Source organism: Algoriphagus aquimarinus (assembly GCF_007997215.1).
GTDB lineage: Bacteria > Bacteroidota > Bacteroidia > Cytophagales > Cyclobacteriaceae > Algoriphagus > Algoriphagus aquimarinus_A.
In genome coordinates this window covers 742212-765517 of record NZ_VORW01000001.1, presented here as the reverse complement: position 1 = coordinate 765517, position 23306 = coordinate 742212, and the positions used below count along the sequence as shown (strand labels likewise).

At 41.2% G+C, this 23306-nt stretch carries 23 protein-coding genes; 15 read left to right on the top strand and 8 right to left on the bottom strand.

What is annotated here, in order from left to right; genetic code table 11:
- Nucleotides 1–2: 2 nt before the first annotated feature.
- The 6 genes from ESV85_RS03580 to ESV85_RS03555 all read left to right on the top strand — a co-directional run bounded on the left by ESV85_RS03580 (nt 3) and on the right by ESV85_RS03555 (nt 5676).
- Nucleotides 3–425: a VOC family protein gene (locus ESV85_RS03580; protein ID WP_146914856.1), complete on the top strand. Its 423-nt coding sequence runs from the start codon at nt 3–5 to the stop codon at nt 423–425.
- 9 nt (nt 426–434) lie between these two features.
- Complete coding sequence (locus tag ESV85_RS03575) at nt 435–1493, top strand: aminotransferase class I/II-fold pyridoxal phosphate-dependent enzyme (RefSeq protein ID WP_191321895.1); 1059 nt, start codon at nt 435–437, stop codon at nt 1491–1493.
- A complete protein-coding gene (locus ESV85_RS03570) occupies nt 1490–2725 on the top strand; it encodes a serine hydrolase (protein ID WP_223275891.1) in 1236 nt (411 codons plus the stop codon). The genes ESV85_RS03575 and ESV85_RS03570 overlap by 4 nt, the downstream gene beginning before the upstream one ends.
- 302 nt (nt 2726–3027) lie before the next feature.
- Nucleotides 3028–3294 (top strand): hypothetical protein, encoded by a 267-nt coding sequence (locus tag ESV85_RS03565; protein ID WP_146914854.1) that lies wholly within the window; start codon nt 3028–3030, stop codon nt 3292–3294.
- A gap of 43 nt (nt 3295–3337) precedes the next feature.
- On the top strand, nt 3338–4270 hold the full coding sequence (locus ESV85_RS03560; protein WP_146914853.1) for a polysaccharide deacetylase family protein: 933 nt from the start codon (nt 3338–3340) through the stop codon (nt 4268–4270).
- A gap of 23 nt (nt 4271–4293) precedes the next feature.
- A complete protein-coding gene (locus ESV85_RS03555; protein WP_146914852.1) occupies nt 4294–5676 on the top strand; it encodes a hypothetical protein in 1383 nt (460 codons plus the stop codon).
- Between the two features lie 90 nt (nt 5677–5766).
- Here ESV85_RS03555 and ESV85_RS03550 read toward each other — a convergent pair whose 3' ends face one another.
- The 3 genes from ESV85_RS03550 to polA all read right to left on the bottom strand — a co-directional run bounded on the left by ESV85_RS03550 (nt 5767) and on the right by polA (nt 10540).
- Nucleotides 5767–5958, bottom strand: coding sequence for a hypothetical protein (locus ESV85_RS03550; protein ID WP_146914851.1), 192 nt, complete (start codon nt 5956–5958; stop codon nt 5767–5769).
- A gap of 216 nt (nt 5959–6174) precedes the next feature.
- Entirely contained in the window at nt 6175–7548 is a 1374-nt protein-coding gene (radA, locus tag ESV85_RS03545; protein WP_146914850.1) for a DNA repair protein RadA, read from the bottom strand.
- Between the two features lie 163 nt (nt 7549–7711).
- Nucleotides 7712–10540 carry a DNA polymerase I gene (gene polA, locus ESV85_RS03540; RefSeq protein WP_146914849.1) on the bottom strand — a complete coding sequence of 943 codons (2829 nt, stop codon included), beginning with the start codon at nt 10538–10540 and terminating at the stop codon, nt 7712–7714.
- 160 nt (nt 10541–10700) lie between these two features.
- Between polA and ESV85_RS03535 the strand changes: the two genes are divergently transcribed.
- Entirely contained in the window at nt 10701–11015 is a 315-nt protein-coding gene (locus ESV85_RS03535; RefSeq protein WP_146914848.1) for a hypothetical protein, read from the top strand.
- A gap of 95 nt (nt 11016–11110) precedes the next feature.
- On the opposite strand, the gene ESV85_RS03530 is transcribed toward ESV85_RS03535, so the two are convergent.
- Nucleotides 11111–11548, bottom strand: a complete 438-nt coding sequence (locus ESV85_RS03530; RefSeq protein ID WP_146914847.1) for a hypothetical protein — start codon at nt 11546–11548, stop codon at nt 11111–11113.
- 69 nt (nt 11549–11617) lie between these two features.
- Between ESV85_RS03530 and ESV85_RS03525 the strand changes: the two genes are divergently transcribed.
- Nucleotides 11618–13297: an amidase gene (locus tag ESV85_RS03525; RefSeq protein WP_146914846.1), complete on the top strand. Its 1680-nt coding sequence runs from the start codon at nt 11618–11620 to the stop codon at nt 13295–13297.
- A gap of 186 nt (nt 13298–13483) precedes the next feature.
- On the opposite strand, the gene ESV85_RS03520 is transcribed toward ESV85_RS03525, so the two are convergent.
- Both ESV85_RS03520 and gpmI read right to left on the bottom strand, forming a co-directional pair.
- Nucleotides 13484–14053, bottom strand: a complete 570-nt coding sequence (locus ESV85_RS03520; RefSeq protein WP_146914845.1) for a hypothetical protein — start codon at nt 14051–14053, stop codon at nt 13484–13486.
- Entirely contained in the window at nt 14053–15576 is a 1524-nt protein-coding gene (gpmI, locus tag ESV85_RS03515) for a 2,3-bisphosphoglycerate-independent phosphoglycerate mutase (protein WP_146914844.1), read from the bottom strand. The genes ESV85_RS03520 and gpmI overlap by 1 nt, the downstream gene beginning before the upstream one ends.
- Nucleotides 15577–15769: 193 nt before the next feature.
- On the opposite strand from gpmI, the gene ESV85_RS03510 reads away from it, so the two are divergent.
- The 3 genes from ESV85_RS03510 to ESV85_RS03500 all read left to right on the top strand — a co-directional run bounded on the left by ESV85_RS03510 (nt 15770) and on the right by ESV85_RS03500 (nt 17642).
- Entirely contained in the window at nt 15770–16111 is a 342-nt protein-coding gene (locus tag ESV85_RS03510) for a DUF4783 domain-containing protein (RefSeq protein WP_146914843.1), read from the top strand.
- Between the two features lie 197 nt (nt 16112–16308).
- Entirely contained in the window at nt 16309–17166 is an 858-nt protein-coding gene (gene nadC / locus ESV85_RS03505; protein ID WP_146914842.1) for a carboxylating nicotinate-nucleotide diphosphorylase, read from the top strand.
- A gap of 62 nt (nt 17167–17228) precedes the next feature.
- Entirely contained in the window at nt 17229–17642 is a 414-nt protein-coding gene (locus ESV85_RS03500; RefSeq protein WP_146914841.1) for an META domain-containing protein, read from the top strand.
- A gap of 2 nt (nt 17643–17644) precedes the next feature.
- Here the strand turns inward: ESV85_RS03500 and corA are convergent, their stop codons facing one another.
- Nucleotides 17645–18757 (bottom strand): magnesium/cobalt transporter CorA, encoded by a 1113-nt coding sequence (gene corA, locus ESV85_RS03495; RefSeq protein WP_146914840.1) that lies wholly within the window; start codon nt 18755–18757, stop codon nt 17645–17647.
- 17 nt (nt 18758–18774) lie between these two features.
- Nucleotides 18775–19710: a tRNA epoxyqueuosine(34) reductase QueG gene (gene queG / locus ESV85_RS03490; protein WP_146915167.1), complete on the bottom strand. Its 936-nt coding sequence runs from the start codon at nt 19708–19710 to the stop codon at nt 18775–18777.
- Nucleotides 19711–19815: 105 nt separating this feature from the next.
- Here queG and ESV85_RS03485 point away from each other — a divergent pair, with 105 nt between their 5' ends.
- The 4 genes from ESV85_RS03485 to ESV85_RS03470 all read left to right on the top strand — a co-directional run bounded on the left by ESV85_RS03485 (nt 19816) and on the right by ESV85_RS03470 (nt 23303).
- Nucleotides 19816–20073, top strand: coding sequence for a DUF6364 family protein (locus tag ESV85_RS03485; protein WP_146914839.1), 258 nt, complete (start codon nt 19816–19818; stop codon nt 20071–20073).
- Complete coding sequence (locus tag ESV85_RS03480) at nt 20066–20476, top strand: type II toxin-antitoxin system VapC family toxin (protein ID WP_146914838.1); 411 nt, start codon at nt 20066–20068, stop codon at nt 20474–20476. Before ESV85_RS03485 ends, ESV85_RS03480 begins: the two co-directional genes overlap by 8 nt.
- Before the next feature lie 197 nt (nt 20477–20673).
- On the top strand, nt 20674–21774 hold the full coding sequence (locus tag ESV85_RS03475; RefSeq protein WP_146914837.1) for a vWA domain-containing protein: 1101 nt from the start codon (nt 20674–20676) through the stop codon (nt 21772–21774).
- 5 nt (nt 21775–21779) lie between these two features.
- On the top strand, nt 21780–23303 hold the full coding sequence (locus ESV85_RS03470) for a magnesium chelatase (RefSeq protein WP_146914836.1): 1524 nt from the start codon (nt 21780–21782) through the stop codon (nt 23301–23303).
- Nucleotides 23304–23306 lie beyond the last annotated feature (3 nt).

Genomic DNA, 23306 nt, shown 5'->3' with positions numbered 1-23306 from the left:
TTATGAACCAATTTAAACCCTTTCACCTGGCTTTCCCTATCAGGGATATTGCTGAAACCCGCGCTTTTTATGGAGATCTTCTTGGCTGTGAGATCGGTAGAAGCACCGACAAATGGATAGATTTCAACTTCTTTGGTCATCAACTTTCCGCTCACATTAAGCCGGAGGAACTGGCTTTGGCTCACACCAATACAGTGGATGGAAAATACGTTCCCGTTCGACATTTCGGGGCAATCTTGCCTTGGGGCGAATGGCATGAACTTGCAGATAAATTGAAAGCACAAGGAATTGAGTTTGTAATCGAACCTTACATCCGTTTCAAAGGCGAAGTAGGAGAGCAGGCTACTATGTTCTTTTTAGACCCTTGCGGAAATGCACTGGAATTCAAATCCTTTCAAGACGAAACTCAGATTTTCGCCAAATAAATTACCACTTTGAAAAATCAATATCTGGATTCTGGAATAGGTCGGACGATCAAAGTAGAAGGAAAAGAATACCTCTATTTTAGCGGAACTTCCTATCTGGGCATAGCGCAGGACAAGACTTTTCTGAATGCCTTATCTGATAATCTCTTTCTATTTGGAGCAAATCACGGACAAAGCAGAATCAATAATATTCGTCTTAATGTCTTTGATGATTTCGAAAATCACTTTGCTCAGAAAGCTAGATCCGAATCTGCTGCTGTTCTCAGTTCTGGATATCTAGCGGGAATCGCAGCATGGAGATCACTTTACAAAGATGCTGATGAGACTTGGATAGCACCAGATGCGCATTCGGCAATAGTCCCCGACAATCTTTCACCTTCTATTCAATTAGATTTTATACAATGGAAAAATCATTGTATAGAGCTGTCTGAAAGCCTATCTCCACGCAAGATTCTATTAATAGCAAATGCCGTAGATCCTTTTACCTGCGAAATACATGATTACGATTGGGTGAAAGAAATAGCCCAAAAACATGACGTCAGTCTCTTGATTGACGATAGCCATGCTTTTGGGGCGATTGGAAAAAGCATCTATGGCACTTACCAGAAATGGACTGATCCGAATATCAACTTACTCGTTTCTGGATCGCTGGGTAAAGGGTTAGGATTGCCGGCTGGAATAATCTTGGGTCAGGAATCGCAGATCTATAAGATCAAGGCAACTCCACTTTTCGGAGGTGCATCTCCTGGATCTCCAGCACATCTGAAGACTTTCTTGGATATGGAGAACCTATACAAGAAGAAAAAAAGCTGGTTGGAAGATGCCTGTGGAATTTTTGCGCAGGAAACGGCCAATATCGCTCAAATAAAAGGCAGCCGAAATTTCCCTGCATTTGTATATACAGATGACACTTGGGTGAATGAATTTGAAAAGGCAGGAATTATTACTTCTTCCTTTCCATATCCAACGCCTGAAAGTCCAAGCGTGAACAGAATCGTGATATCAGCCTTTCACGAATTAGAAGATTTAATGTATCTGAATCAACTAATCCAAGATCTGGCTCCATGATGAAATATTCAACCCAGCTTGCACTTTTAGCCCTTCTTTTTTCGGGGTGCACATCCAAGGATAAAGTACCATTTGAAGATGGCTTGGAGGATTTTCCAGCACTCCAAAAGGTTCTTGATAATGTGGATAAGTACCAAGTCCAGATTATTTATACTCGTATAGAACGCAACGAACATGGCAATGCCTTGTTTACAGATTTCACTGTGAATCTGGATGATACCCGTTATTTCTATCCAGCTTCTACAGTAAAACTTCCCGTTGCATTGCTGGCGTTGGAATGGCTGGAAGAGCAAAATATTGAAGGCTTGACAGCAGAGACCACTATGCTGATTGACTCTGTTCGGCCTTCTCAAATTCCCGCTGTAGTAGATTTCAGTGCCAAAGACTCGCTACCGAGCATCGCCCATTACATCAAAAAGATCCTTCTGGTCTCAGATAATGATGCCTATAACCGATTGTATGAGTTGCTGGGACAAGAATACATCAACCAAAAGCTCAAAGAAAAAGGACTAGAACACACGATTATCAATCACAGACTTAGCTATTCAGCAAGCCCAGAGGAGAACCGAATTCTCAATCCGATACGATTTGTGGATTCTGAGGGTATAGTGCTATTGGAAATCCCCGAGCGTAGCACTGAAACGATCTATTCAAATGTTGATAACCCAACAATTGGAAAGGCCTTTTACGCAGGTGACTCTCTGGTAAATGATGGAATGGACTTTACTTTCAAGAATAAATTGGCACTTTCTGATCTCCATGGCGTAGTGGAAAGAATCATTTTCCCAATGTCTTTTGTGGAATTTGATCGATTTACCATCAATGAGGATCATAGGAGTTTTGTCTTGAAATACATGAGTATGCTTCCTGCAGAGAGTGATTTCCCAAAGTATCCAAATACAGATTATTGGGACAAGTATTCTAAATTCTACCTCAATGGAAATGATAAAAGTGATTTCCCTGCAAACTTCCGAATTTTCAATAAAACTGGAGAAGCTTATGGACACTTGATCGATGCCAGTTATTATGTGGATTTCGAAAAGGGAATTGAGTTTTTTGTCTCAGCGGTAATCTATGTAAATGCCGACGAAACGCTCAATGACGACGAATATGAGTACGATGAAATTGGCTTCCCATTCTTCACGGAATTAGGGGAATATCTCTACCAACTAGAATCTGAGCGCAAAAAAATGATTCCATCGGATTTGAGAAAGTTTAAATTTGAGTATTAATAACAAGCAGAATTTAAAATCAATATCCCTTTCATGAAGAAGGCACCATTCTTATACCGTTCATTTTTCAATTTCTGGTTAGTATATATCTTGCCGGCTAGTATTTTAACAATTATCATCACTGAACTTTTCAAAGGATCAATTAGCGGGGAATTCTTCAAGCTTCCATCCACCTATGTCAAAATGTTGATTTTTCAAGTCATTTTTGGGCTTTGGATGTACTTTAGAGACTTTAAGCCCAAATCACAGAAATTTAAAGAAGGAGTCTGAACCAGATCGAAAAGGCAAATTCTTATCTCATTATGAAAAAACACCAATCAAAACGTCCAGCTCCAAAAAAGCCAACTCCATTTATCTATCGATCATTTTTAAACTTTTGGTTGGCTATAGTGCTCCCTGCTACATTGACTGCTTTAGTTGTTTCAAAATTGTATTACAATAATACCATCAACTTTGAACCGCTGAAAGAACCCTCCACGTGGTTGTACTTTGCCATTTTGCAAGTGTTCCTGGGATTTTTCACTTATCTCTGGGTTTTCAGAATCAAATCGAAGGAGCATAAGAGTTAAGAATACGCTGGATTATTTATCTTTTGCTAAACAACGACCTAATATGAAAAACCTACGCTATTTCTTGTTTCTTTTGGCCTTTTTGCCAACCCTTACTTTTTCCCAAAACCTAGCCGAAAAGCTTGGATATCCCAGCGATGCCAAACTTCTAATCATTCATGGTGACGATGTGGGAGTGTCACATTCACAGACTAAGGCGACTTTTGATGCTATGAAAAAAGGTCTCGTGAGCTCCACGAGCATGATGGTGCCTACGGGATGGTCTGCGGAAGTGGGTGAGATGGCGAAAGAAATGCCAGATGCTGATATTGGGATTCACATTACGCTGACGAATGAATGGTTTAATTTCAACTGGGGCCCAGAAGCTGGTAGAACAGCTGTCCCTGGCTTGGCAAATGAAAAAGGTCATATGTATCCAGATTGTGCTCAAGTGACTGCCAATGCAAGTCCTGAGGAAGTGGAAATGGAAATTCGTGCACAGATTAAAGCTGCCAATCAGATGGGAATCATCCCTACTCATCTTGATTCTCACATGGGCTGCGTTTTCTATGGTCGACCAGAATATCTCAAATCCTATCTGAAGATTGCACAGGAGTTAAATATTCCGGCTATGATCAATCAGCAAATGGTAGATGGCATTGTAAAACCAAATTCCGCCTTATTCGAAGGAATAAATGTGGATAAATTCCCTGTGGTCGATCAGCTTTTTATGGCTGAGCCAAAAGATTACGAGGCAGGAATGGAGGCTTATTATACAAAATCGCTCAATAATCTGACTTCAGGACTGAATGTGATCTTGATCCACTTGGCCTTTGACGATGCCGAAATGAATGCGGTGACCAAAGGACACGACACATACCATGCTCCTTGGAGACAGGCGGATTATGATTTCTTCACAAGTGAAAAAGCCAGAGAACTATTGAAAAAGAATAAGGTGCAATTGGTGACTTGGAAGGAAGTAGGCAAAACGATGTAGTTTTGCAGGCAAATTCAGTCTCCATGAAATATTCTTTTCTCGCAATTCCAGTAGTCCTTTTCATCTCTATTTCCTGCCAAGGCCCTCAATCCGAGGAAGCAATGCTTTTTGATAGTTTGGAGAAATTGCCTTCGGTGTTAGTTAATGATGCTTCCAGCTTTTCATTGGGAAATGAGAACATTCTACTCAGCGGAAAGCAGCAGGAACTTACGTTGGAAACTATCCAGCTATTCAGTGGGTTTACCGCCGCTGTCAAAACTGAAACTGAATCGATCTGTCTAGACAATCCAGTCGACATTACTAAATATCCTTTCGCTAGCAAGCAGCATTTCCAACTAGAGAATGATGGCCTCGAAGTAAATCAGCTACAATTTATCAGTAAAGACAAACTTGGAATCACGCTACTTTATTCCATCAAGAATGTGGATAAGTCACCAAAAAACATCCAGTTCCTGTTCCAAGCCAACACAGATCTCAAACCTAGCATTTTGATGGATAGCAGTTTTGGGAGCAATGCTGCAGATCAGATTATTTTTGATGAGATAACGGGAATCTTCACTGCCAAAGACGAAGCAAATAATTGGTTTGCGGTCTGGGGAACCTCTACCGATTTTAGCATGAGCCAAAATAACTCAGATTGTGCGGGAGAAGTATCCACATTTGGTGCTAGTGCAGGATTTGAAATCACCTTGGAGCTAGCTGCTAATGAAGAGCGAATAATTCCTGTTTTCATCGCAGGTTCTGATCAGGGTGAATTCACGGCGATTGAGACTTTCGCAGATCTCCGAGATGGGTTATTTTCGGATTGGGACGAAAATTTTGCACTGATAGATTCCCTTTATTCCACGTCGAAAATCAGCATTCCTGAACAAGAAATCCAAGAAGCATATGAATGGAGTAAATATGAATTTGGTTTGTTTCAGGTGGGAAAAGACATTGTCAATGGCCTGGAAAGCGAGGAAGGCTGGAAATATCAAATGCTGGAAGATTTCAGTAAGCAGTATGTAGAGAAAATCGATAAGGAAGTATTCTATAGCCAAAATGACCTTATACAAGTAGACTATCAAAGTGTACAACCACTACTTCTGGACTTACTCGGCATTCAGGCTGATTTAGAAAGTCGTGTCACCTACATTCGCCCAAATTTGCCTAAAGAATGGAAAGAGGCTTCCATTGAGAATCTGTGGATTGATGACAATAAAATAAACATAAGCATCAGCTCTGACACCGATCTAATCACCGTAGAAATCACCCAAACCCAAAAGAAAGCGGGTTTGTCCATTGAGCTTCCTGAAGAATACTCCAAAGTAAAAGTGCTTGGAAAGGAAGTAAGCAACGACACCAAAGATGGCTATCGCAGGATTTTGATGACTGGCGATCATGTGAAGATCGAGGCTAAAAAATAGGTTTACTTTTCAAGAAATGGACTAGTACACCGTGCCTGCTGTTTGAATAAGCTTAGCTATCCAAACATTCTCACTTAGGCAGGTCAAACTTTACTCGTCTTTGGTGGTTCTTACCAGACCAACACCGGACATAAAAAAAACCAAACCAAGGATACCATAAGTTACCAGTGATTTTATATTCATATTATCGTTTGGAGAATTTACAAATAGAATTGCGGCGTATATCATTCCAACGATTCCAAGTATTGTCAAAATCGCTCCAAAAATGCGTTTTAAATTCATGATTAATGAGTTGTGTTATGTTGCTAATACAGTCGCTATTGACCGTAATATTTTCTAGCATATTTCAATAATCAGACCTAGTATTTTTGACTAGCGATAAGTGACTATAGTGCTCCTCAGCGACCAAATCTGCTTATTTTGGTCTATTTGCATAGTCAATAATTCCCTAAAGCGGGTAAAAAGATACCCTAGCGAAGCCACTTTATAAACAGTCTCTTAAAAAATCCGCTGATATACTTCTTCCAACTTACTCACAGCCATTACTTCGATTTTGTATTTGCTAAGATCAAGTCCTTTCACAGCGTATTTAGAGACTAGGATTTTTTTGAAGCCCAACTTTTCAGCTTCAGAGATTCGGCTTTCGATGCGGTTTACCGCGCGGATTTCTCCTCCAAGTCCCACTTCACCAGCAAAGCAAATCTCTTCCGAAACCGGCGTGTCCTCATAGCTGGAAATCAGCGAAGCACAAACTGCCAGATCCAAACCTGGATCATCGACACGAAGTCCGCCGGCTACATTCAGGAATACATCCTGCTGGCCTAGGCGCATACCACCTCTTTTCTCCAATACAGCCAAAAGCATATTCAATCTCTTAGCATCATGCCCCGTGCTACTACGCTGCGGAGTACCGTAAGTCGCTGGACTCACGAGTGACTGAATCTCTATCAGTAATGGTCGGTTACCCTCCATCATCGCTCCGATAGCTACTCCATTGAGTACCTCTTCACGTTGGGTAAGAAGGATTTCCGAGGGATTAGAAACAGTTCGCAGACCTTCTGCTCGCATCTCGTAAATGCCTAACTCATGAGTCGAGCCAAAGCGGTTTTTGGAAGTTCTTAGAATTCTATAGGTCAGATGTCGGTCTCCTTCGAACTGTAAAACGGTATCCACCATATGTTCCAATACCTTCGGCCCAGCTATGGATCCATCTTTCGTGATATGTCCGATCAGGAATGTCGGCGTTCCTGTTTCCTTAGCAAATTTCATCAGCTCAGCGGTACATTCCCGCACCTGTGAAACTGAGCCTGCGGCTGATTCTACAAATTGTGAAGTAAGCGTCTGAATGGAATCTATGATCAAAAAGTCTGGTTTCAGCGCCTCGATTTGCTGGAAGATTTGTTGCGTGTTCGTCTCTGAGAGCACATAGCAAAGCGGATTATTTGCTTCCATACGATCTGCTCGCATCTTGATTTGGGACTCACTTTCCTCACCAGAAACATACAGTACCGTTTTTCCAGTTAGCATCAAGGCTATCTGAAGCATCAGGGTAGACTTGCCTATCCCAGGTTCTCCACCGATCAGCACCAACGAACCTGGTACAATTCCTCCACCGAGCACCCGATCCAACTCAGGATCTTCGGTGATCCATCTTGCCTGCTCCTCGTAATTGACCTCATGAATTTTCTTGGGTACGCTGGCTTTTTTCATTCCTGCAGACGGAGTCTTCCAAGATCCTTTTCCAGATTCCTCCTTCTGCACGATTTCTTCCACATAGGTATTCCACTCCCCACAGGCAGGGCATTTGCCTAGCCATTTTGGGCTCTGCGCTCCGCAGTTTTGACAGAAGAAAGTGGTTTTTGTTTTAGCCATTTTGGATGGAAGATATTGGATTTTTGATTTACGAAATTTTTTGGGACTTCAGAGATGCAATTAGACAGTCAATCGGCCCGATTCGGAATTTTCAAATTTTTCAATATTTCAATTTTAAATATCGAAGTACTTGATATTTATCTCTAAGATCTTAATACTACTATCAATGCGCCTGAAGCCAATCCGTTCCCGTGCCCACTTCCACTTCTACTGGAACAGCCATTTTGATGGCGTTGGACATCAGGCCGGGAATATTGGCTTTTAGGATTTCGACCTCGTCTATATGCGCGTCGAAGACCAATTCATCATGAACCTGAAGGATCATCTTGGACTTGAGGTTTTCCTTTTTCATCCACTTATGCACATCGATCATGGCCACTTTGATCAGATCTGCAGCCGAACCTTGAATCGGTGCGTTGATGGCATTTCGCTCTGCAAAGCCACGCATGGTAGCATTTCGGCTATTGATATCTCGCAAATATCTGCGACGTCCAAGGATAGTTTCCACGTATTCGTGAGTCTTCGCTTTTTCTATAGCTCCATCCATATACTCTTTCACAGCTGGAAATTCCTTGAAATACGAATCAATAATCTCCTTGGCTTCGCTTCTAGGAATGGATAAACGCTGCGAAAGTCCAAAAGGAGAAATGCCGTAAATAATCCCAAAATTGGCAGTTTTGGCTTTTCTACGCATATCAGAAGTTACTTCCTCTAGTGGAACTTGGAAGATCTTTGCCGCTGTAGTAGCGTGAATGTCTCTACCATTTTTGAAAGCCTCAATCATAGACTCATCCCCTGAGAAAGCAGCCATAATCCGTAATTCGATCTGAGAATAATCCGCTGCCAACAGGATATGGTTTTCATCTCTAGGAACAAAAGCCTTGCGAATCTCGCGACCTCTTTCTGTTCGGATAGGTATATTTTGAAGGTTTGGATTTGTAGAGGAAAGTCGGCCAGTGGCTGCTACAAACTGGTTATATGTTGTATGAATCCTTCCCGTTTTGGAATTGATCAACAGTGGCAGAGCATCCACATAGGTAGACTTCAACTTTACCATTTGTCGGAAATCCAGAATATTCTGGATGATTTCATGCTCATGAGCCAATTTGCTCAAGACCTCTTCACCCGTAGCATATTGCCCTGTTTTAGTCTTTTTAGCTTTTGGATCGAGTTGTAATTTATCAAAAAGTACTTCTCCAAGCTGCTTTGGCGAAGCCAAGTTGAATCGAACACCAGCCATTTCATAGACTTTGTTCTCTATTTCCTTACTCTCTTTTTCCAGCAAAATCGACATCTCAGCCAGGCTTTCTGTATCTATACGAATTCCTTCGAATTCCATATCAGCGAGCACATTGATCAGTGGATTCTCTACCTCATCAAAAAGTTTCTCTAAGTTGTTTTCCTTCAGCAATGGATCAAATTCAGCTTTCAGTCTTAGCGTGATATCTGCATCTTCTGAGGCATAGGCAGTCACCTCGTCCTCATCTACATCACGCATGGTCCCTTGATTTTTGCCTTTTTTCCCAATCAATTCTGTGATAGAAACGGGCTCATAATTCAGGTATTGCTTGGCTAGCCAATCCATGGAATGCTTGCCGTCTGCATCGATCAGGTAATGCGCAAGCATGGTATCGTAAAGAATTCCTTTGACTTCTATATCGTAATTCTTCAGGATTAGAATATCGTACTTAATGTTTTGCCCGATTTTTAAGATTGCTTCATTTTCGAAAACTGGTTTCAAAAGCGCCAGTATCTCCAGAGTTTCTTCCCTACTTTCTGGACATGGAATGTAGTAGGCTTCTCCAGTCACATAGGCGAAGGAAATCCCAACGAGCTCAGCTTCCATTGGATTTATAGAAGTGGTTTCGGTATCGAAGCACAGCTCTTTCTGGATCTCAAGGTATTCTACCAGTTCAAGGATCTCAGCCTTTCCCTTTACTTTATGATAATTCTGAATATTGCTATGTATGGTATCAGGAGCTTTCTGCTCAGCTACGTTCACCGTCTCCTCATCGAATTCTATTTCTTGAGAAATTCTAGCTGAAGGGGCAGGTGCTTCCCCGAAAAGACCTAATTGATCATTTTTCTGAATTGCTGCTTTTTTATCGGTGCCTTTAAATACGCGTGATGCTAGCGTTCGGAATTCAAGTTCGGCAAAGATGGCGCGTACTTTTTCCTCATCGATTCCCTCATATTTCAGATCCTCTTCTACATATACGATAGGCACATCACACTTGATGGTCGCGAGTTCTTTGGAAAGAATTCCCTGCGCCGCAAAGTTTTCCACATTCTCTTTTTGCTTACCCTTCAGATCTGCAGTGTTTTTCACCAATTCCTCTACCGTTCCGTAAGTCTTCAGCAGTTTCACTGCAGTTTTTTGGCCTATTCCAGGAATCCCAGGAATATTATCTACAGCATCTCCCATAAGTCCTAGAATGTCTCGGACTTGATCTACATTTTCTATATCCCATTTTGCGCATATCTCTTTTGGGCCCATGATATCTACAGCATTGCCCATGAAGGCTGGTTTGTAGAGAAAAATATGATCATCCACCAACTGACCGTAATCCTTGTCTGGAGTCATCATATAGACAGTGAAATTTTCTTTTTCAGCCTGCTTGGCCAAAGTCCCTATGACATCATCTGCTTCATATCCATCAAGCTCTAAAATCGGGATATTGAAGGCCTTCACAATTTCCTTCACCCAAGGAATTGCAATCCCGATATCTTCCGGTTGTTCTTGTCTATTAGCTTTATATGGCTCGTACTGAATATGCCGGAAAGTTGGGGCATGAGTGTCAAATGCCACCCCAATGTGGGTAGGTTTTTCCTTATCTACGATTTCAAGTAGGGTATTAGTAAAGCCCAACATCACCCCAGTATTCAATCCTTTGGAGTTAATTCTAGGGTTTTTGCTGAAGGCAAAATGCGCTCTATAGATAAGCGCCATGGCATCAAGTAAAAAAAGCTTACAGGGCTGTTTTTGGGACATTTCAGGATGATTTTTGGTAAAAGACCAATGGTATAATAGCCGCGTAAGTTACAAATTTTCGGCTAGCAGCCGCCCAAAATCTGGCTATATCCCGTGCACTCCGACAGAGTTTGGCGGTAAATTTGGGGACATGGATAATCTGACCATAAAAAAACAACCTATGAAAAAATTATTCGCAATTCTCGCATTGGTTTTCTCCGCAAACATGCTGTTCGCTGCACCTGCAAATGACGAAAACTCCAAAAAAGAAAAAACTGAATTAACTGAAGCTCAGAAAGAGCGACTCGTGGAAATCGAGGCTAGGGTAGACGAGATTAAATCAATGGACTTTAGTACCATGAGTAAGGACGAAAAGAAGGACGTTCGAATGGAACTAAAAGACATGAAGGAAGAAGCTAAGCGTGCTGGTAGCGGAGTTTATATTTCCGTAGGTGCAATTATCATTATTCTTTTGATTTTGATTTTATTGACCTAATCAAAATTACCCATTCAACAAAAAGGCTGACAACGAATTGTCAGCCTTTTTTTGTGCCCTTTTAAACAAAATAGTAATTAGCTTTTATTAAAGACCTATTCAGCCCTTTCGGAAATATAGGTTTTCACCTGTAGCGCACGAAGAAAAATCACAATCAAAGGAACAAGCCATAGTATTTCATTAAAAATCAACTGAAAAGCAGTACGCTTGTTCCATCCTAAGTCAGGTAAAAAACCTAGCGAAAACCAGATTGCGAGGATTATTTTACCAGTGATGCCTGCAATAATCAGGTAAACCCAACTGACTGGATAAAATGCGCTAAAAAAGATCAGCAAGCCTACCACTATTCCAAAACCTCCATAATAAGAAACTGGCAGGCTAGCATCTATTACAGTTCCGTCAGCAAGCCAGTTTACTATAGATCCACCCATCATTCTGAAAATAGCAGACCAAGCTATCGTGTACATCCCTGAAAGCAGGAGAATTCCACGAAAATGCATAGGGAATACAGGAAAGGAAAGATTTTGATCCATAGGTTAATTATCTTGGGTAATTGAACATGCCCTCATCATTGTGGGATTACATTATTACAAAACTATTCAATGGAATCAAAAAACACACTTTCTTCTGCCGCTATTATACTTCTCGGCGCCGTATCCTGTTTGTTACTAGGATTTACACTTGGACGAAATTCGGGTGAAATCACTCCTAACTCTATAGAAGGAGCATCTGAGATTTTTGGCTTGTCTTTTACTCCAGCAGAAAAAGATAGCATGCTAGGCTCATTAAAAAATCAGCGGGATAGATATGAGTCACTTCGGGAAATAAAGCTGGACAACTCCGTCGCGCCGGCTTTGGTTTTCAATCCACTGCCAACAGGATTCAAGCCTGATCAAAATCAAAAACCGCTGGATTGGGGTTTGGCTACACAAATCTCACTACCAGATAAGGAATCTGATATTGCATATATGCCCGTTCACGAGCTTGCTCTATTGATCAAATCAAAAAAAATATCCAGTGAGCGATTGACAAAAATCTATCTGGACCGCATAAAAACCTACTCTGATACACTGCAATGCCTGATTACGCTATTAGAAGATTCGGCTTTGGAGAAAGCAAAAGCGATGGATGCTGAATTGGCTGCAGGAAAATATCGTGGCCCACTTCATGGCATTCCGTATGGTATCAAAGATCTTTTGGCAGTAAAAGGCACAAAAACTACCTGGGGAGCTATGCCATACAAAGACCAGCAAATTGAAATGACTGCCACAGTAGTAAATAAATTGAATGAGGCTGGAGGCGTTTTAGTAGGCAAATTTACCCTTGGAGCTTTGGCTATGGGAGATGTTTGGTATGGTGGAGTGACTAAGAACCCGTGGAATCTAGCTCAGGGGTCTAGTGGATCGTCTGCTGGATCAGCATCAGCTGTAAGTGCAGCGTTGGTTCCTTTTGCACTGGGTACCGAAACTTTGGGATCAATCGTATCTCCTTCTACTAGAAACGGTGTGACTGGCCTTAGACCAACTTACGGAAGAGTAAGCAAGAATGGCGCAATGGCCTTAAGTTGGTCAATGGATAAAATCGGTCCGATTTCCAGGTCTGCGCTGGATAATGGTATTATTCTATCTGTAATCAATGGGGAGGACGAAATGGATGCCAGTTCGATACAAGCAGCTTTTAATTACTCTGCGAAAAATGACCTGAAGAAACTGAAAATAGGGTATTTCAAATCATATTTTGAAGGAGATAATCCAAGCATGAAAAACAATACTGATGTATTGGATTTGCTTAGAGAACAAGGTTATGAGCTTCATCCCGTAGAGTTAACAACCTCGGTAAACCCAAGAGCAATACAAATCATGCTATCCGTGGAAGGTGCGGCTGCATTTGATGAGTTGACTAGATTAGGATGGGATGATCAGCTCGTTGCCCAACATAAAAATGCATGGCCAAATACCTTTCGTGCGGCAAGGTTTATCCCTGCTGTGGAATACGTACAGGCAGCTCGGCAAAGAACTATCCTGATTCAGGAAATGCACGAAATAATGAAAGGATATGATGTAATAGTTACTCCTAGTTTTGGTGGTGCCCAGCTACAGATCACCAATCTAACTGGCCACCCTGCACTTTGCCTCCCTAACGGATTCAATGAGCAAGGTGCACCGACTTCTATCACATTATTAGCTAACCTTTTCGAAGAAGAAAAACTGGTTATGCTCGGAAATCTAATCCAGAAAAATACAGATTGGCAAGCCAAACGCCCGCCGATGTTTGATAAATAATTAAATAAGACTGCTGGTCGGAAGACCGGTGACCGAAGCGGCCTCAGTGCTAGTATTAACCAAAACCTATAATGCGTTGGTCTCTTTACTGTCAGAAAAGCGGATATGAATAGTAATTAATTAAAAAAAGGCAAGAATTGAAGATTTCCTCCAATTCTTGCCTTAATATTTCAAGCTTAGCACTTATTAATTCGGTACTATCTTTCCTTGGATTTTCATGTTATTTGCATCCATAAACCAGATTTTTTGAGTCGTCTCAATAGAATAATGGTCTATTAATTTGGTAGCATTGTTCATGTAAATATCCGCCAAAGTAGTAGAAGAGTAGAACAAGTTGTCATCTGATATTTTGACCGCAACGCTACTTACCTCGTCTTCAAAATAGGTCACTTTGATGTATTTCACCTTTCCTTTTGAATTGGGGAAAAGCTCATGAGTCAGCGAATCATTGGAAGACTTAGTCTCATAGGATTGAAGCAAGGAAGTTTTGTTAATATCCGCTTCTTTGAATATGCCAAATTCCTCCTCCCATTCTTTTATAGAATAGACCACAGTAGCCTGTTTTTCATCTCCCTGAATCTGAGAAGTTTTAGCCACCTCCACATTATCTATCTCTTGGATTTTCTCCTCAATAAATCCTTCTAGGTCAAAGTATGGTTGTTTTCCAAGTGCTTCTGCTGATTCATTCACACAGGAAAAAAGCCCCAAACTACCTAGAAAGAGTATTCCGAAAGAAAGACCTTTGATCTGATTCATTAAGCCAATAAAATATTACCAGTCATATCCTCAGGCTTCTCAATTCCCATTAGTTTAAGAATAGTAGGTGCCAAGTCTCCTAATTTCCCGTCTTTAATAGTAAGGACATCATTTCTGTCTACCATTATACACGGCACCAGGTTAGTAGTATGAGCTGTATTTGGAGTGCCGTCGGCGTTGATCATCATGTCACTATTACCATGATCGGCGATGACGATGATCGTATAGTCATTTGCCAAAGCTGTTGTGATCACGCTATCAGCGCAAGCATCTACTGCTTCACATGCTTTCACGGCAGCGTCAAAATCACCTGTGTGACCGACCATATCCGCATTTGCAAAGTTTAGGCAAATGAAATCAGCACTCTTCTTTTTCAATTCTCCATTGATTTTAGACGCGATTTCAAAAGCGCTCATCTCAGGCTTCAGATCGTAAGTAGCCACTTTTGGCGAAGGACAAAGCAATCTGCTTTCACCGATAAATTCCTTTTCTCTTCCTCCGGAAAAGAAGAAAGTAACGTGTGGATACTTTTCGGTTTCAGCTATTCTGATCTGCTTTTTGTTCGCTCTTTCCAGTACTTCTCCCAGGGTATTATTCAGATTATCTTTTTCGAAAAGAACTTCTACTCCTTTGAATGTCGCATCATAATTTGTGAATGTGACGTACTCTACATTCAGCTTTTTCATATTGAAATCCTCGTAATCACGCTGCGTAAGCGCCTGAGAGATTTCTCTGCCACGGTCAGTTCGGAAGTTGAAGCAGATCAAAAGATCACCTTCTTCTATTGTTGCCAAAGGCTTATTATCTGCTCCAACATGGATGATTGGGCGGATAAATTCATCTGTGACACCATTTTCATAAGATTTACGCATGGCTGCGATGATGTCTTTGGATTTTTCACCCTCACCTTTTACCATAGCATCGTAAGCCAACTTTACTCGCTCCCATCGATTATCTCGATCCATTGCATAGTAACGACCTACCACTGAAGCTACTCGACCAGTAGAGTGAGCCAAATGTGCCTGAAGATCTTCCAAATAGCCTATTCCGCCTTTTGGATCTGTATCTCTTCCATCTGTGAAAGCATGAATAAATACATCTTCCATACCATGGAATTTTGCTGCATCACAAAGACCTTTAAGATGTGTGATATGAGCATGTACTCCACCATCTGAAAGTAAACCCATGAAGTGAACTTTCTTTTTGGATGCTTTGGCTTTCGCAAAAGCAGCAGCCAAAACGGGATGCGTGTTAAGCTCTCCATTTGCGACGGCAAGGTTGATTTTAACCAAATCCTGATAAACTACACGACCAGCACCGATGTTCATGTGCCCTACCTCGGAGTTACCCATTTGACCTTCTGGCAAGCCAACTGCTAGACCGGAAGCCTCCAGTTTAGCATGTGGATATTTGGTGTAAAGGCTATCTACAAAGGGAGTTTTAGCTTTGTCAATCGCAGAAACAGAAGGGTTGGTGGCTATTCCCCAGCCATCCAAAATCATTAAAAGTACTTTCTTATCCATACCGCAAATATATTATAATTCGAGCAAAGTAGCCCCGAAATCCTGATTAGACAAAACTTCAACGGCCTGCACTTGGTAAACTTAAAAATGCAGAACATGATTCCTTTTTTGGCTTAGTATTTGCCTAGCATGGACAATGACCTCAGTATTAAGTTTAATCGTTTCAATTTTCTTGTTTGTACAATCTCCAGTAATGGAAATTGACACTATAAAATCCATCGATACGATTATTTCTGCCATTGACAACGGTTCAAGCAGCGACTTGGCCAAATATTTCGATTCTAGCATTTCCTTAAATGTTAACGGATTGCAGGGAGATTATTCTAAAAACCAGGCAGAACTTGTGATAAAAGATTTTTTTAAGAAAAACCCATCTATGGGATTCAGCCTTGTTTTTCGAAGTGAAAACAACCCAAGTTTGAGTTCTTATATCGGTGATTATCAGACGAATCAAGGCCTATTTAAAGTATTTATTAAAGTCTCGCAGCAAGCTTCAGACTTTAAAATCTACAGCCTTGAATTTGTTAAAGGCTAACGCATTTTTTAAACACGGGCACGAATTCAGATAGCCTATAGACATTGCATAGGGTGCTGTTTTTTCTCCTTGATCATTGAATTTGAACCTTAGGGTTTGAGACTTTTACAAAGTTCCTATAGAACACAATCTTTCGGATGTTAAAGAAATTTGCGCTTTTAAGCCTTTGCGGGAGCTTCAAATCCCTATTTTTGGGCATGAAACCATCCTATCTCACCGAAGAAGCCATTTCCACTTTTATTGCTGCTGCTTTTGCCGAAGACATCGGACCGGGTGATTATTCTTCCCTTTCCTCGATTCCAGAAGGAAAAACTGGCCAAGCAAAATTACTGATCAAAGATGATGGAATCATTGCGGGTATGGAATTGGCTGAGCAGATTTTTAAGACTTTTGATTCAAATCTCCAAGTAGAATTGTTGATCAAAGACGGTGATGAAGTGAAGTATGGAGATATAGGTCTCATAGTAAAAGGGGCATCCGCTTCTATACTTTCCTCAGAGCGCCTAGTTCTTAATTGTATGCAGCGAATGAGCGGAATCGCTACCCTAACTCACAGATTAACAGAGAAAATCCTCCACACCAAAGCGCGCTTGATGGACACGAGAAAGACTACACCAAATTTCCGATTGATGGAAAAATGGGCTGTGCTGATCGGCGGAGGGGTAAATCACAGATTTGCGCTCTATGATATGGTGATGCTAAAGGATAACCACGTAGACTTTGCCGGAGGCATTCGTCAGGCTATCGAAGGGTCAAATGCTTATCTCAAGGCAAATAACCTTGATCTGAAAATCGAGATCGAAACTCGAAATCTGGATGAAGTCAAACAGGTGCTGGCAGTTGGTGGAGTTGATCAAATCATGCTGGATAACATGGATTATGCAACTATGCGTGAAGCGGTAGCTATGATCGGAAATCAATATAAAACGGAAGCTTCCGGCGGAATAACAGAAGACACACTAGTTGATGTAGCAGAATGTGGAGTAGATTATATATCCATGGGCGCTTTGACTCACTCCGTCAAAAGCTTGGACATAAGCCTGAAAGCGTTCTAAATAATCCCAGAGGAACTAGTTGGCTCGATTTCTGACTTCTTTAACCTAACTATCGCCCAACTATGAGAAACCTAACTTTTGTACTAATCGCCGTTCTAGCTTTTGCATTTGCATCGTGTAGTTCAAAGAATTACCCAGATGCAGACTGGGCCAATCGTCAATGGACGCTGGTGGAAATCATGAAAATACCAGTACAGACTTCAGGTTCTGAGGATGATGCACATCTGGTTTTTGATTCCAGAGGCAAAACTTTCAGTGGATCGGGTGGCTGTAATCGGATTTTCGGTCCCTATGAAATAGGCGACAAGCAAACATTTAAATTTGGAGAAGTAGGCGCTACCCGCATGGCTTGTCAGGATTTACCTTTCGAAAACAAATTCCTAGAGACTCTTAAATCAGTCCGTTATTATCAATTAAGCGCTGGGGAATTACTCCTTAAAAATGGAGCTAAAGATGTAATTCTAAGGTTTCAATAGAATTATATCCAGTTCCTCCTTCGGAAAAAAAACAGCATACCGATCACTGCAGTTGCCATTCCTCCCATCACGAAGAAATATCCATTTTTCCAGTGAAGTTCAGGCATGTTATCAAAGTTCATCCCATAGACTCCTGCCACAAAACTCAGCGGAATGAAGATCGTAGAGATTATGGTCAGAACTTTCATGATGTTATTCATGCGATTGGAAAGACTGTTCATGTAGAGATCCAGTACGCCTGAAGACATATCTCTGAAAACTTCCATCGTCTCTATGACTTGAATGGTATTTTCATAAAGATCCCGGATAAAAGGTCTGGTCTCGGCACTGATTTTATCATCAGCATATTTGTCGAACGAACCGATTACTTCACGAAGTGGATAGACGGTTCTTCTTAGATCCATCATCTCTCTTCTTTGAATGTATAGGGCATTAAGTGTTTCAGTGCCTGGAGAGGTCATGGCCTGTGATTCCAGATTCTCGATTCTTTCCCCCACATTTTCCATGACAATAAAGTAATTGTCAATTACTGCATCGAGTAGTGCATAAAGTAAGTAATCTGCCTTTCGTTGGCGTATGGTGCGCTTCGGGTCTGTTAGGCGACTACGTACAAACTCAAATACATCGCCTTTCTTCTCTTGAAAAGTCAGAAGAATCCCGTCTTTTAAAATAAAGCTGATTTGCTCATCGTCAATGGGAGATTCAGGTGTGGGGCACTGGATCATCTTCATAGCTGCAAAAAGATAGTCCTCAAATGCTTCCATTTTGGGACGCTGATCTACATTCAGAATATCCTCAAGGGTAAGTTTATGAATGCCAAAAAGCAAGCCTATTTTTTCAAGTATTTCTACATCATGCAAGCCTATGATATCTATCCAAAGCACATTTTTCTTGAGCTTCAAATGCTCTCCGAGCTGATCGAGCAGGACAGATTCCTCATAGAAATCAACTTCATCATAGGTGATAATGTTGATTAATACTTTCTCCAGCTTTTTCTCGCCAGTATAAATCAAAGCACCTGGGGCCAAGCCGATTTTATGAGTTTTTTTACTCTTCTTTTTTTTGGGCTTGAAAAGCTTCTGTACAGATTTTAGATTGGGCGTTTGAGGGCTCATAAGAATCTCGGGTGACGTTATTTAGAGGTAAGAAAGTCGACATTTCTTTTCAGTCCAGCAAGTTTAGTGCGCTTTACCGCTGATTTTTTAAAAACCTTGCGGAAAGTTTCCTCGGTGATTTCCTGCCAATCCCTATTCGTAAATTCTGCCAGTTCAGGATGAGGTTGGAATTTAGGCTCTTGATGTGGTTTTGAAAATCTATTCCAAGGGCAAACATCTTGGCAGATATCACAGCCAAAGGCCCAATTCTCCATTTGGCTTTTGAATTCGATAGGGATGGCGTCTTTCAGTTCAATCGTCAGGTAAGAAATGCATCGGGAACCGTCGATGACTCCGTTATCCACAATTGCATCTGTAGGACATGCATCGATGCAGGCAGTGCAGGTACCACAGTAGTCTTTTGCTAAAGGAGTATCCGGAATGACTTCCAGATCGATGATCAATTCGGCAAGAAAGAAGAAACTACCAATCTCCCGATTCAGCAAAAGACTATTTTTACCGAGCCAGCCCAATCCTGCTTTTTGCGCCCATTGCCGCTCCATCACTGGGGCAGAATCCACAAACCCACGTCCATCGATTTCTCCGATTTCGTCCCGGAGGATTTCCAGAAATTCATTGAGTTTGTCCCGAATGACAAAGTGATAATCCTCCCCGTAGGCGTATTTAGCAAGCTTGATGGAGTTTGAGGTTTCAGGAAGTTTCTGTTCTGGGTAGTAATTGTAGATCAAAGAAACCACGGTTTTAGCACCTTCCACAAGTTTAGTAGGGTCCAGTCGTTTGTCAAAGTGATTGGCCAAATAGCCCATTTCACCATTGTAATTCCGATTGAGCCATTCTTCCAATTTCGGCGCTTCCTCTTCGAGAAATCCCGCTTTCGCTATCCCACAAAAGTCAAATCCCAGCCGCTTGGCGGTGGATTTGATGATGGAGGCATTTTTCTCGGCGGGAGTCATGGAGTAAAGATAGGGGAGTTTAATTTTAGTAGTAGTCAAACAACATTACCGAACTTTTTTCCAGTAAAGACACGTATATTTATTTGAACACGTGCTCCCAGATTTATGAAAACAAAACTCACGCTCACTGTAGACAAAAAAATTGTAGAAAAGGCAAAGCTAAAGGCAGCCAGTAAGGGTATTTCCCTTTCGAAAATGTTTGAAGAAATATTTGAAATGGAGAATCCTCAGATTGAACAGACAGACTCCCAACTTGCAGCCAGTCGCTTATTAAAGAGACTGGAGGAGATGAAGCCTACAAAAGCCCCAAATGTTTCTGACAAATCAGCGCTGAAAAATTACCTAAGAGAAAAATATGGTTAAGATTTTTTTAGACACCAACGTAGTTTTGGATATTATAGGAAAGAGAGAGCCCTTTTATAATGACGCAAAATTATTTTTGAATTTACATTCAAAAGGATTAGCTCAATTACAAATAGCAGAAAGCAGCTTGGGAAATTTGTATTATTTAGCCTTTAATGTTTACAAACTACCATACTCAGAGTTTACAATGGGTGAATTTATTAGGGTTTGTGAAGTGGTTTCTGGAGGAAAGAATGTCATTTTCAAATCCATCAATTCCGATTTTAAGGATAAAGAGGATGCTCTTCAGTATTTTACTGCTTTGGAAAACAATGCTGATTTCTTGATTACACGCGACAAGAAAGACTTCAAATCAGCACAAAAAATTCCCATTCTGTCACCAAAAGAATTTTTTGAATCCTGACAATCCATACTCGGATTATCTTTTTTGCCTTTTTGCTCCGTATATTAAACTACCATACCCATCTTCTTGTTATGTCCCTGATTGGAATGAAAAGAGGGTTTAATTATGGGATAGAAGCATTTTGCCATCTACTTTATTACTCAAAGGCAAAACTCAAAAGTCTTGTATCTTGCTTCTAGCATCTAAAATCTTAATAAATGAAAGGATTTCGATTCACTCAGTTCGTACCCACTCAGGATCCTGAGAAGAATACGTTCGAGAATCTGCTGAATATATTTTTGCAACTCATCACCATGACTGGCGGGGATGTCGCTGAAGCGCTGAGCTGGCTTACCAACTTGGACAGTCGCTACAACATGACCAATCCCAATTATGGAATTGGAGACTTTATCGAGGACTTGAAAAGCAAAGGCTATCTCACCGAGGAAAATCAAAAAGGTGAATTTAAGATCACTGGCAAAGCTGAACAGACCATTCGAAAGTCAGCTTTGGAGGAGATTTTCGGTAAACTCAAACGGGGAAAATCAGGTCAGCATAAAACCACTCATTCCGGTCAAGGCGATGAAAGAGGCACTGATCGAAGAGCATATGAATTTGGGGACAATCTAGATCAGATTGCTTTGACAGATTCACTTAGAAACGCTCAGGCAAATCACGGTTTTTCAGGAGAATATCTGCTGACAGAAGGTGATTTGGAAGTAGCGGAAAATGAATTTCGATCTCAGACCTCCACAGTGCTGATGATTGATATTTCCCACTCCATGATTTTGTACGGGGAGGATAGGATTACTCCTGCGAAGAAGGTGGCCATGGCTTTGGCAGAACTCATCAAAACCCGCTATCCTAAAGACACTCTAGATATCATCGTCTTCGGAAATGATGCCTGGCAAATAGAAATCAAAGATTTGCCTTATCTGCAAGTTGGTCCATATCACACGAATACAGTTGCTGGATTGGAATTGGCGATGGATTTACTGAGAAGGAGAAAAAATCCAAACAAACAGATTTTCATGATCACCGATGGCAAGCCAACTTGCCTGAAAGTGGGAATCAAGTATTACAAAAATGCTTTTGGGATAGACAGCAAAATCCTCAGCGAAACGCTGAAACTCGCAGCTCAATGCCGAAAATTGAAAATACCGGTGACGACATTTATGATTGCTTCGGATCCTTATCTGAAGGAGTTTGTGAAGGAATTTACCAAAGTAAATAACGGGAATGCCTATTACAGCAGTCTGAAAGGGCTTGGCGACCTAATTTTTGAAGATTATAAACGCAATAGAACGAAACGCTTGTAAGTAATATGGACTACCAAAAACTGACACCAAAAGAACTCATTCAGATAAAAACCCTCGGCCAACTCAAAGCTGCGGGCTACGAATCCAAATCCATAAAAGAAGAACTTCGCGACAATTTAATCTTAAAGATCAAGCGAAAGGAAAATGTCTTTGAAGGAATCTGGGGATACGAGGACACGGTGATTCCTGACATTGAGCGGGCGATACTTTCTAGACACAACATCAATTTGCTTGGATTGAGAGGACAGGCTAAGACAAGAATTGCAAGAATGATGACGCATCTTTTGGATGAATATGTTCCTGTGGTTTTTGGTGCGGAGCTGAATGATGATCCCTTACAGCCCTTGACTTCTTATGCGAGAGATTTGATAGAGGAAAAAGGCGATCATACTCCTATCGGATGGTGGCATAGAGATGATCGTTACACAGAGAAACTAGCAACTCCTGACGTATCCGTAGCCGATTTGATCGGGGATGTAGATCCTATCAAGGCCGCCACAATGAAATTGAGTTACAATGACGAGCGAGTGATTCATTACGGTTTGGTGCCAAGATCGCATCGTTCCATTTTTGTGATCAATGAATTGCCGGATTTGCAGGCTAGAATTCAGGTTGCACTTTTCAATATTCTTCAGGAGGGTGATATTCAGATTCGTGGTTTCAAATTGAGATTGCCCCTGGATATTCAGTTCGTCTTTACTGCAAATCCAGAAGATTACACAAATCGCGGAAGCATTGTCACTCCGCTGAAAGATAGAATTGAAAGCCAGATCATCACGCATTATCCAAAATCTATCGAGATAGGAAGAAGAATTACTGCACAAGAGGCCAATCTAAAAGGCAAACCTGTGGATAATATCTACGTGCCTGAATTGATGAAGGACTTGATCGAGCAGATTGCTATCGAGGCAAGAAGTTCTGAGTTTGTGGACGAGAAAAGTGGAGTTTCGGCGAGATTAACGATTTCAGCTTACGAAAACCTGATTTCCGCAGCCGAGCGCAGAATGTATATGAATGGAGAAAGCAATACCATTATTCGAATTGCTGACCTGATCGGAGTGATCCCGGCAATCACTGGAAAAGTGGAGCTGGTCTATGAAGGAGAGCAAGAAGGTGCCGGTTTGGTTGCGTATAATTTGATCGGAAAAGCCATTCGCTCACAATTCGTAAACTATTTCCCATCTCCTGAGCAGAAGAAGAAAGAAAAGCAGGGAAATCCTTATGTGTTGCCTTTGGCTTGGTTTGGTGAAGGAAATGAATTGGATATTCTAGCTTCTCAGGGAGACAAGGATTACAAATCTGCACTTCATTCCGTACCTGGTTTGGAAGAAGTAGTGACTCAATTGGTGAAAGATATTCCGGAAAAAGAGAAGGAATTCTTTATGGAATTTGCACTTCATGGTTTGGCTGAATTCTCTCAGCTAAGCAAAAAAGTGCTGGATACTGGCTTACAGTTTAAGGACTTATTTAGCTCCATGTTTGATATGGGGCCGGGTGATCCGGATGATTTTGAAGAAGATGATTTATAAAAA

Coding starts and splice junctions, on each gene's coding strand:
- ESV85_RS03580 (WP_146914856.1), top strand. CDS start 3: ATGAACCAATTTAAACCCTTTCACCTGGCTTTCCCTATCAGGGATATT.
- ESV85_RS03570 (WP_223275891.1), top strand. CDS start 1,490: ATGATGAAATATTCAACCCAGCTTGCACTTTTAGCCCTTCTTTTTTCG.
- ESV85_RS03565 (WP_146914854.1), top strand. CDS start 3,028: ATGAAAAAACACCAATCAAAACGTCCAGCTCCAAAAAAGCCAACTCCA.
- ESV85_RS03560 (WP_146914853.1), top strand. CDS start 3,338: ATGAAAAACCTACGCTATTTCTTGTTTCTTTTGGCCTTTTTGCCAACC.
- ESV85_RS03555 (WP_146914852.1), top strand. CDS start 4,294: ATGAAATATTCTTTTCTCGCAATTCCAGTAGTCCTTTTCATCTCTATT.
- ESV85_RS03550 (WP_146914851.1), bottom strand. CDS start 5,958: ATGAATTTAAAACGCATTTTTGGAGCGATTTTGACAATACTTGGAATC.
- radA (WP_146914850.1), bottom strand. CDS start 7,548: ATGGCTAAAACAAAAACCACTTTCTTCTGTCAAAACTGCGGAGCGCAG.
- polA (WP_146914849.1), bottom strand. CDS start 10,540: ATGTCCCAAAAACAGCCCTGTAAGCTTTTTTTACTTGATGCCATGGCG.
- ESV85_RS03535 (WP_146914848.1), top strand. CDS start 10,701: ATGAAAAAATTATTCGCAATTCTCGCATTGGTTTTCTCCGCAAACATG.
- ESV85_RS03530 (WP_146914847.1), bottom strand. CDS start 11,548: ATGGATCAAAATCTTTCCTTTCCTGTATTCCCTATGCATTTTCGTGGA.
- ESV85_RS03525 (WP_146914846.1), top strand. CDS start 11,618: ATGGAATCAAAAAACACACTTTCTTCTGCCGCTATTATACTTCTCGGC.
- ESV85_RS03520 (WP_146914845.1), bottom strand. CDS start 14,053: ATGAATCAGATCAAAGGTCTTTCTTTCGGAATACTCTTTCTAGGTAGT.
- gpmI (WP_146914844.1), bottom strand. CDS start 15,576: ATGGATAAGAAAGTACTTTTAATGATTTTGGATGGCTGGGGAATAGCC.
- ESV85_RS03510 (WP_146914843.1), top strand. CDS start 15,770: ATGGAAATTGACACTATAAAATCCATCGATACGATTATTTCTGCCATT.
- nadC (WP_146914842.1), top strand. CDS start 16,309: ATGAAACCATCCTATCTCACCGAAGAAGCCATTTCCACTTTTATTGCT.
- ESV85_RS03500 (WP_146914841.1), top strand. CDS start 17,229: ATGAGAAACCTAACTTTTGTACTAATCGCCGTTCTAGCTTTTGCATTT.
- corA (WP_146914840.1), bottom strand. CDS start 18,757: ATGAGCCCTCAAACGCCCAATCTAAAATCTGTACAGAAGCTTTTCAAG.
- queG (WP_146915167.1), bottom strand. CDS start 19,710: ATGACTCCCGCCGAGAAAAATGCCTCCATCATCAAATCCACCGCCAAG.
- ESV85_RS03485 (WP_146914839.1), top strand. CDS start 19,816: ATGAAAACAAAACTCACGCTCACTGTAGACAAAAAAATTGTAGAAAAG.
- ESV85_RS03480 (WP_146914838.1), top strand. CDS start 20,066: ATGGTTAAGATTTTTTTAGACACCAACGTAGTTTTGGATATTATAGGA.
- ESV85_RS03475 (WP_146914837.1), top strand. CDS start 20,674: ATGAAAGGATTTCGATTCACTCAGTTCGTACCCACTCAGGATCCTGAG.
- ESV85_RS03470 (WP_146914836.1), top strand. CDS start 21,780: ATGGACTACCAAAAACTGACACCAAAAGAACTCATTCAGATAAAAACC.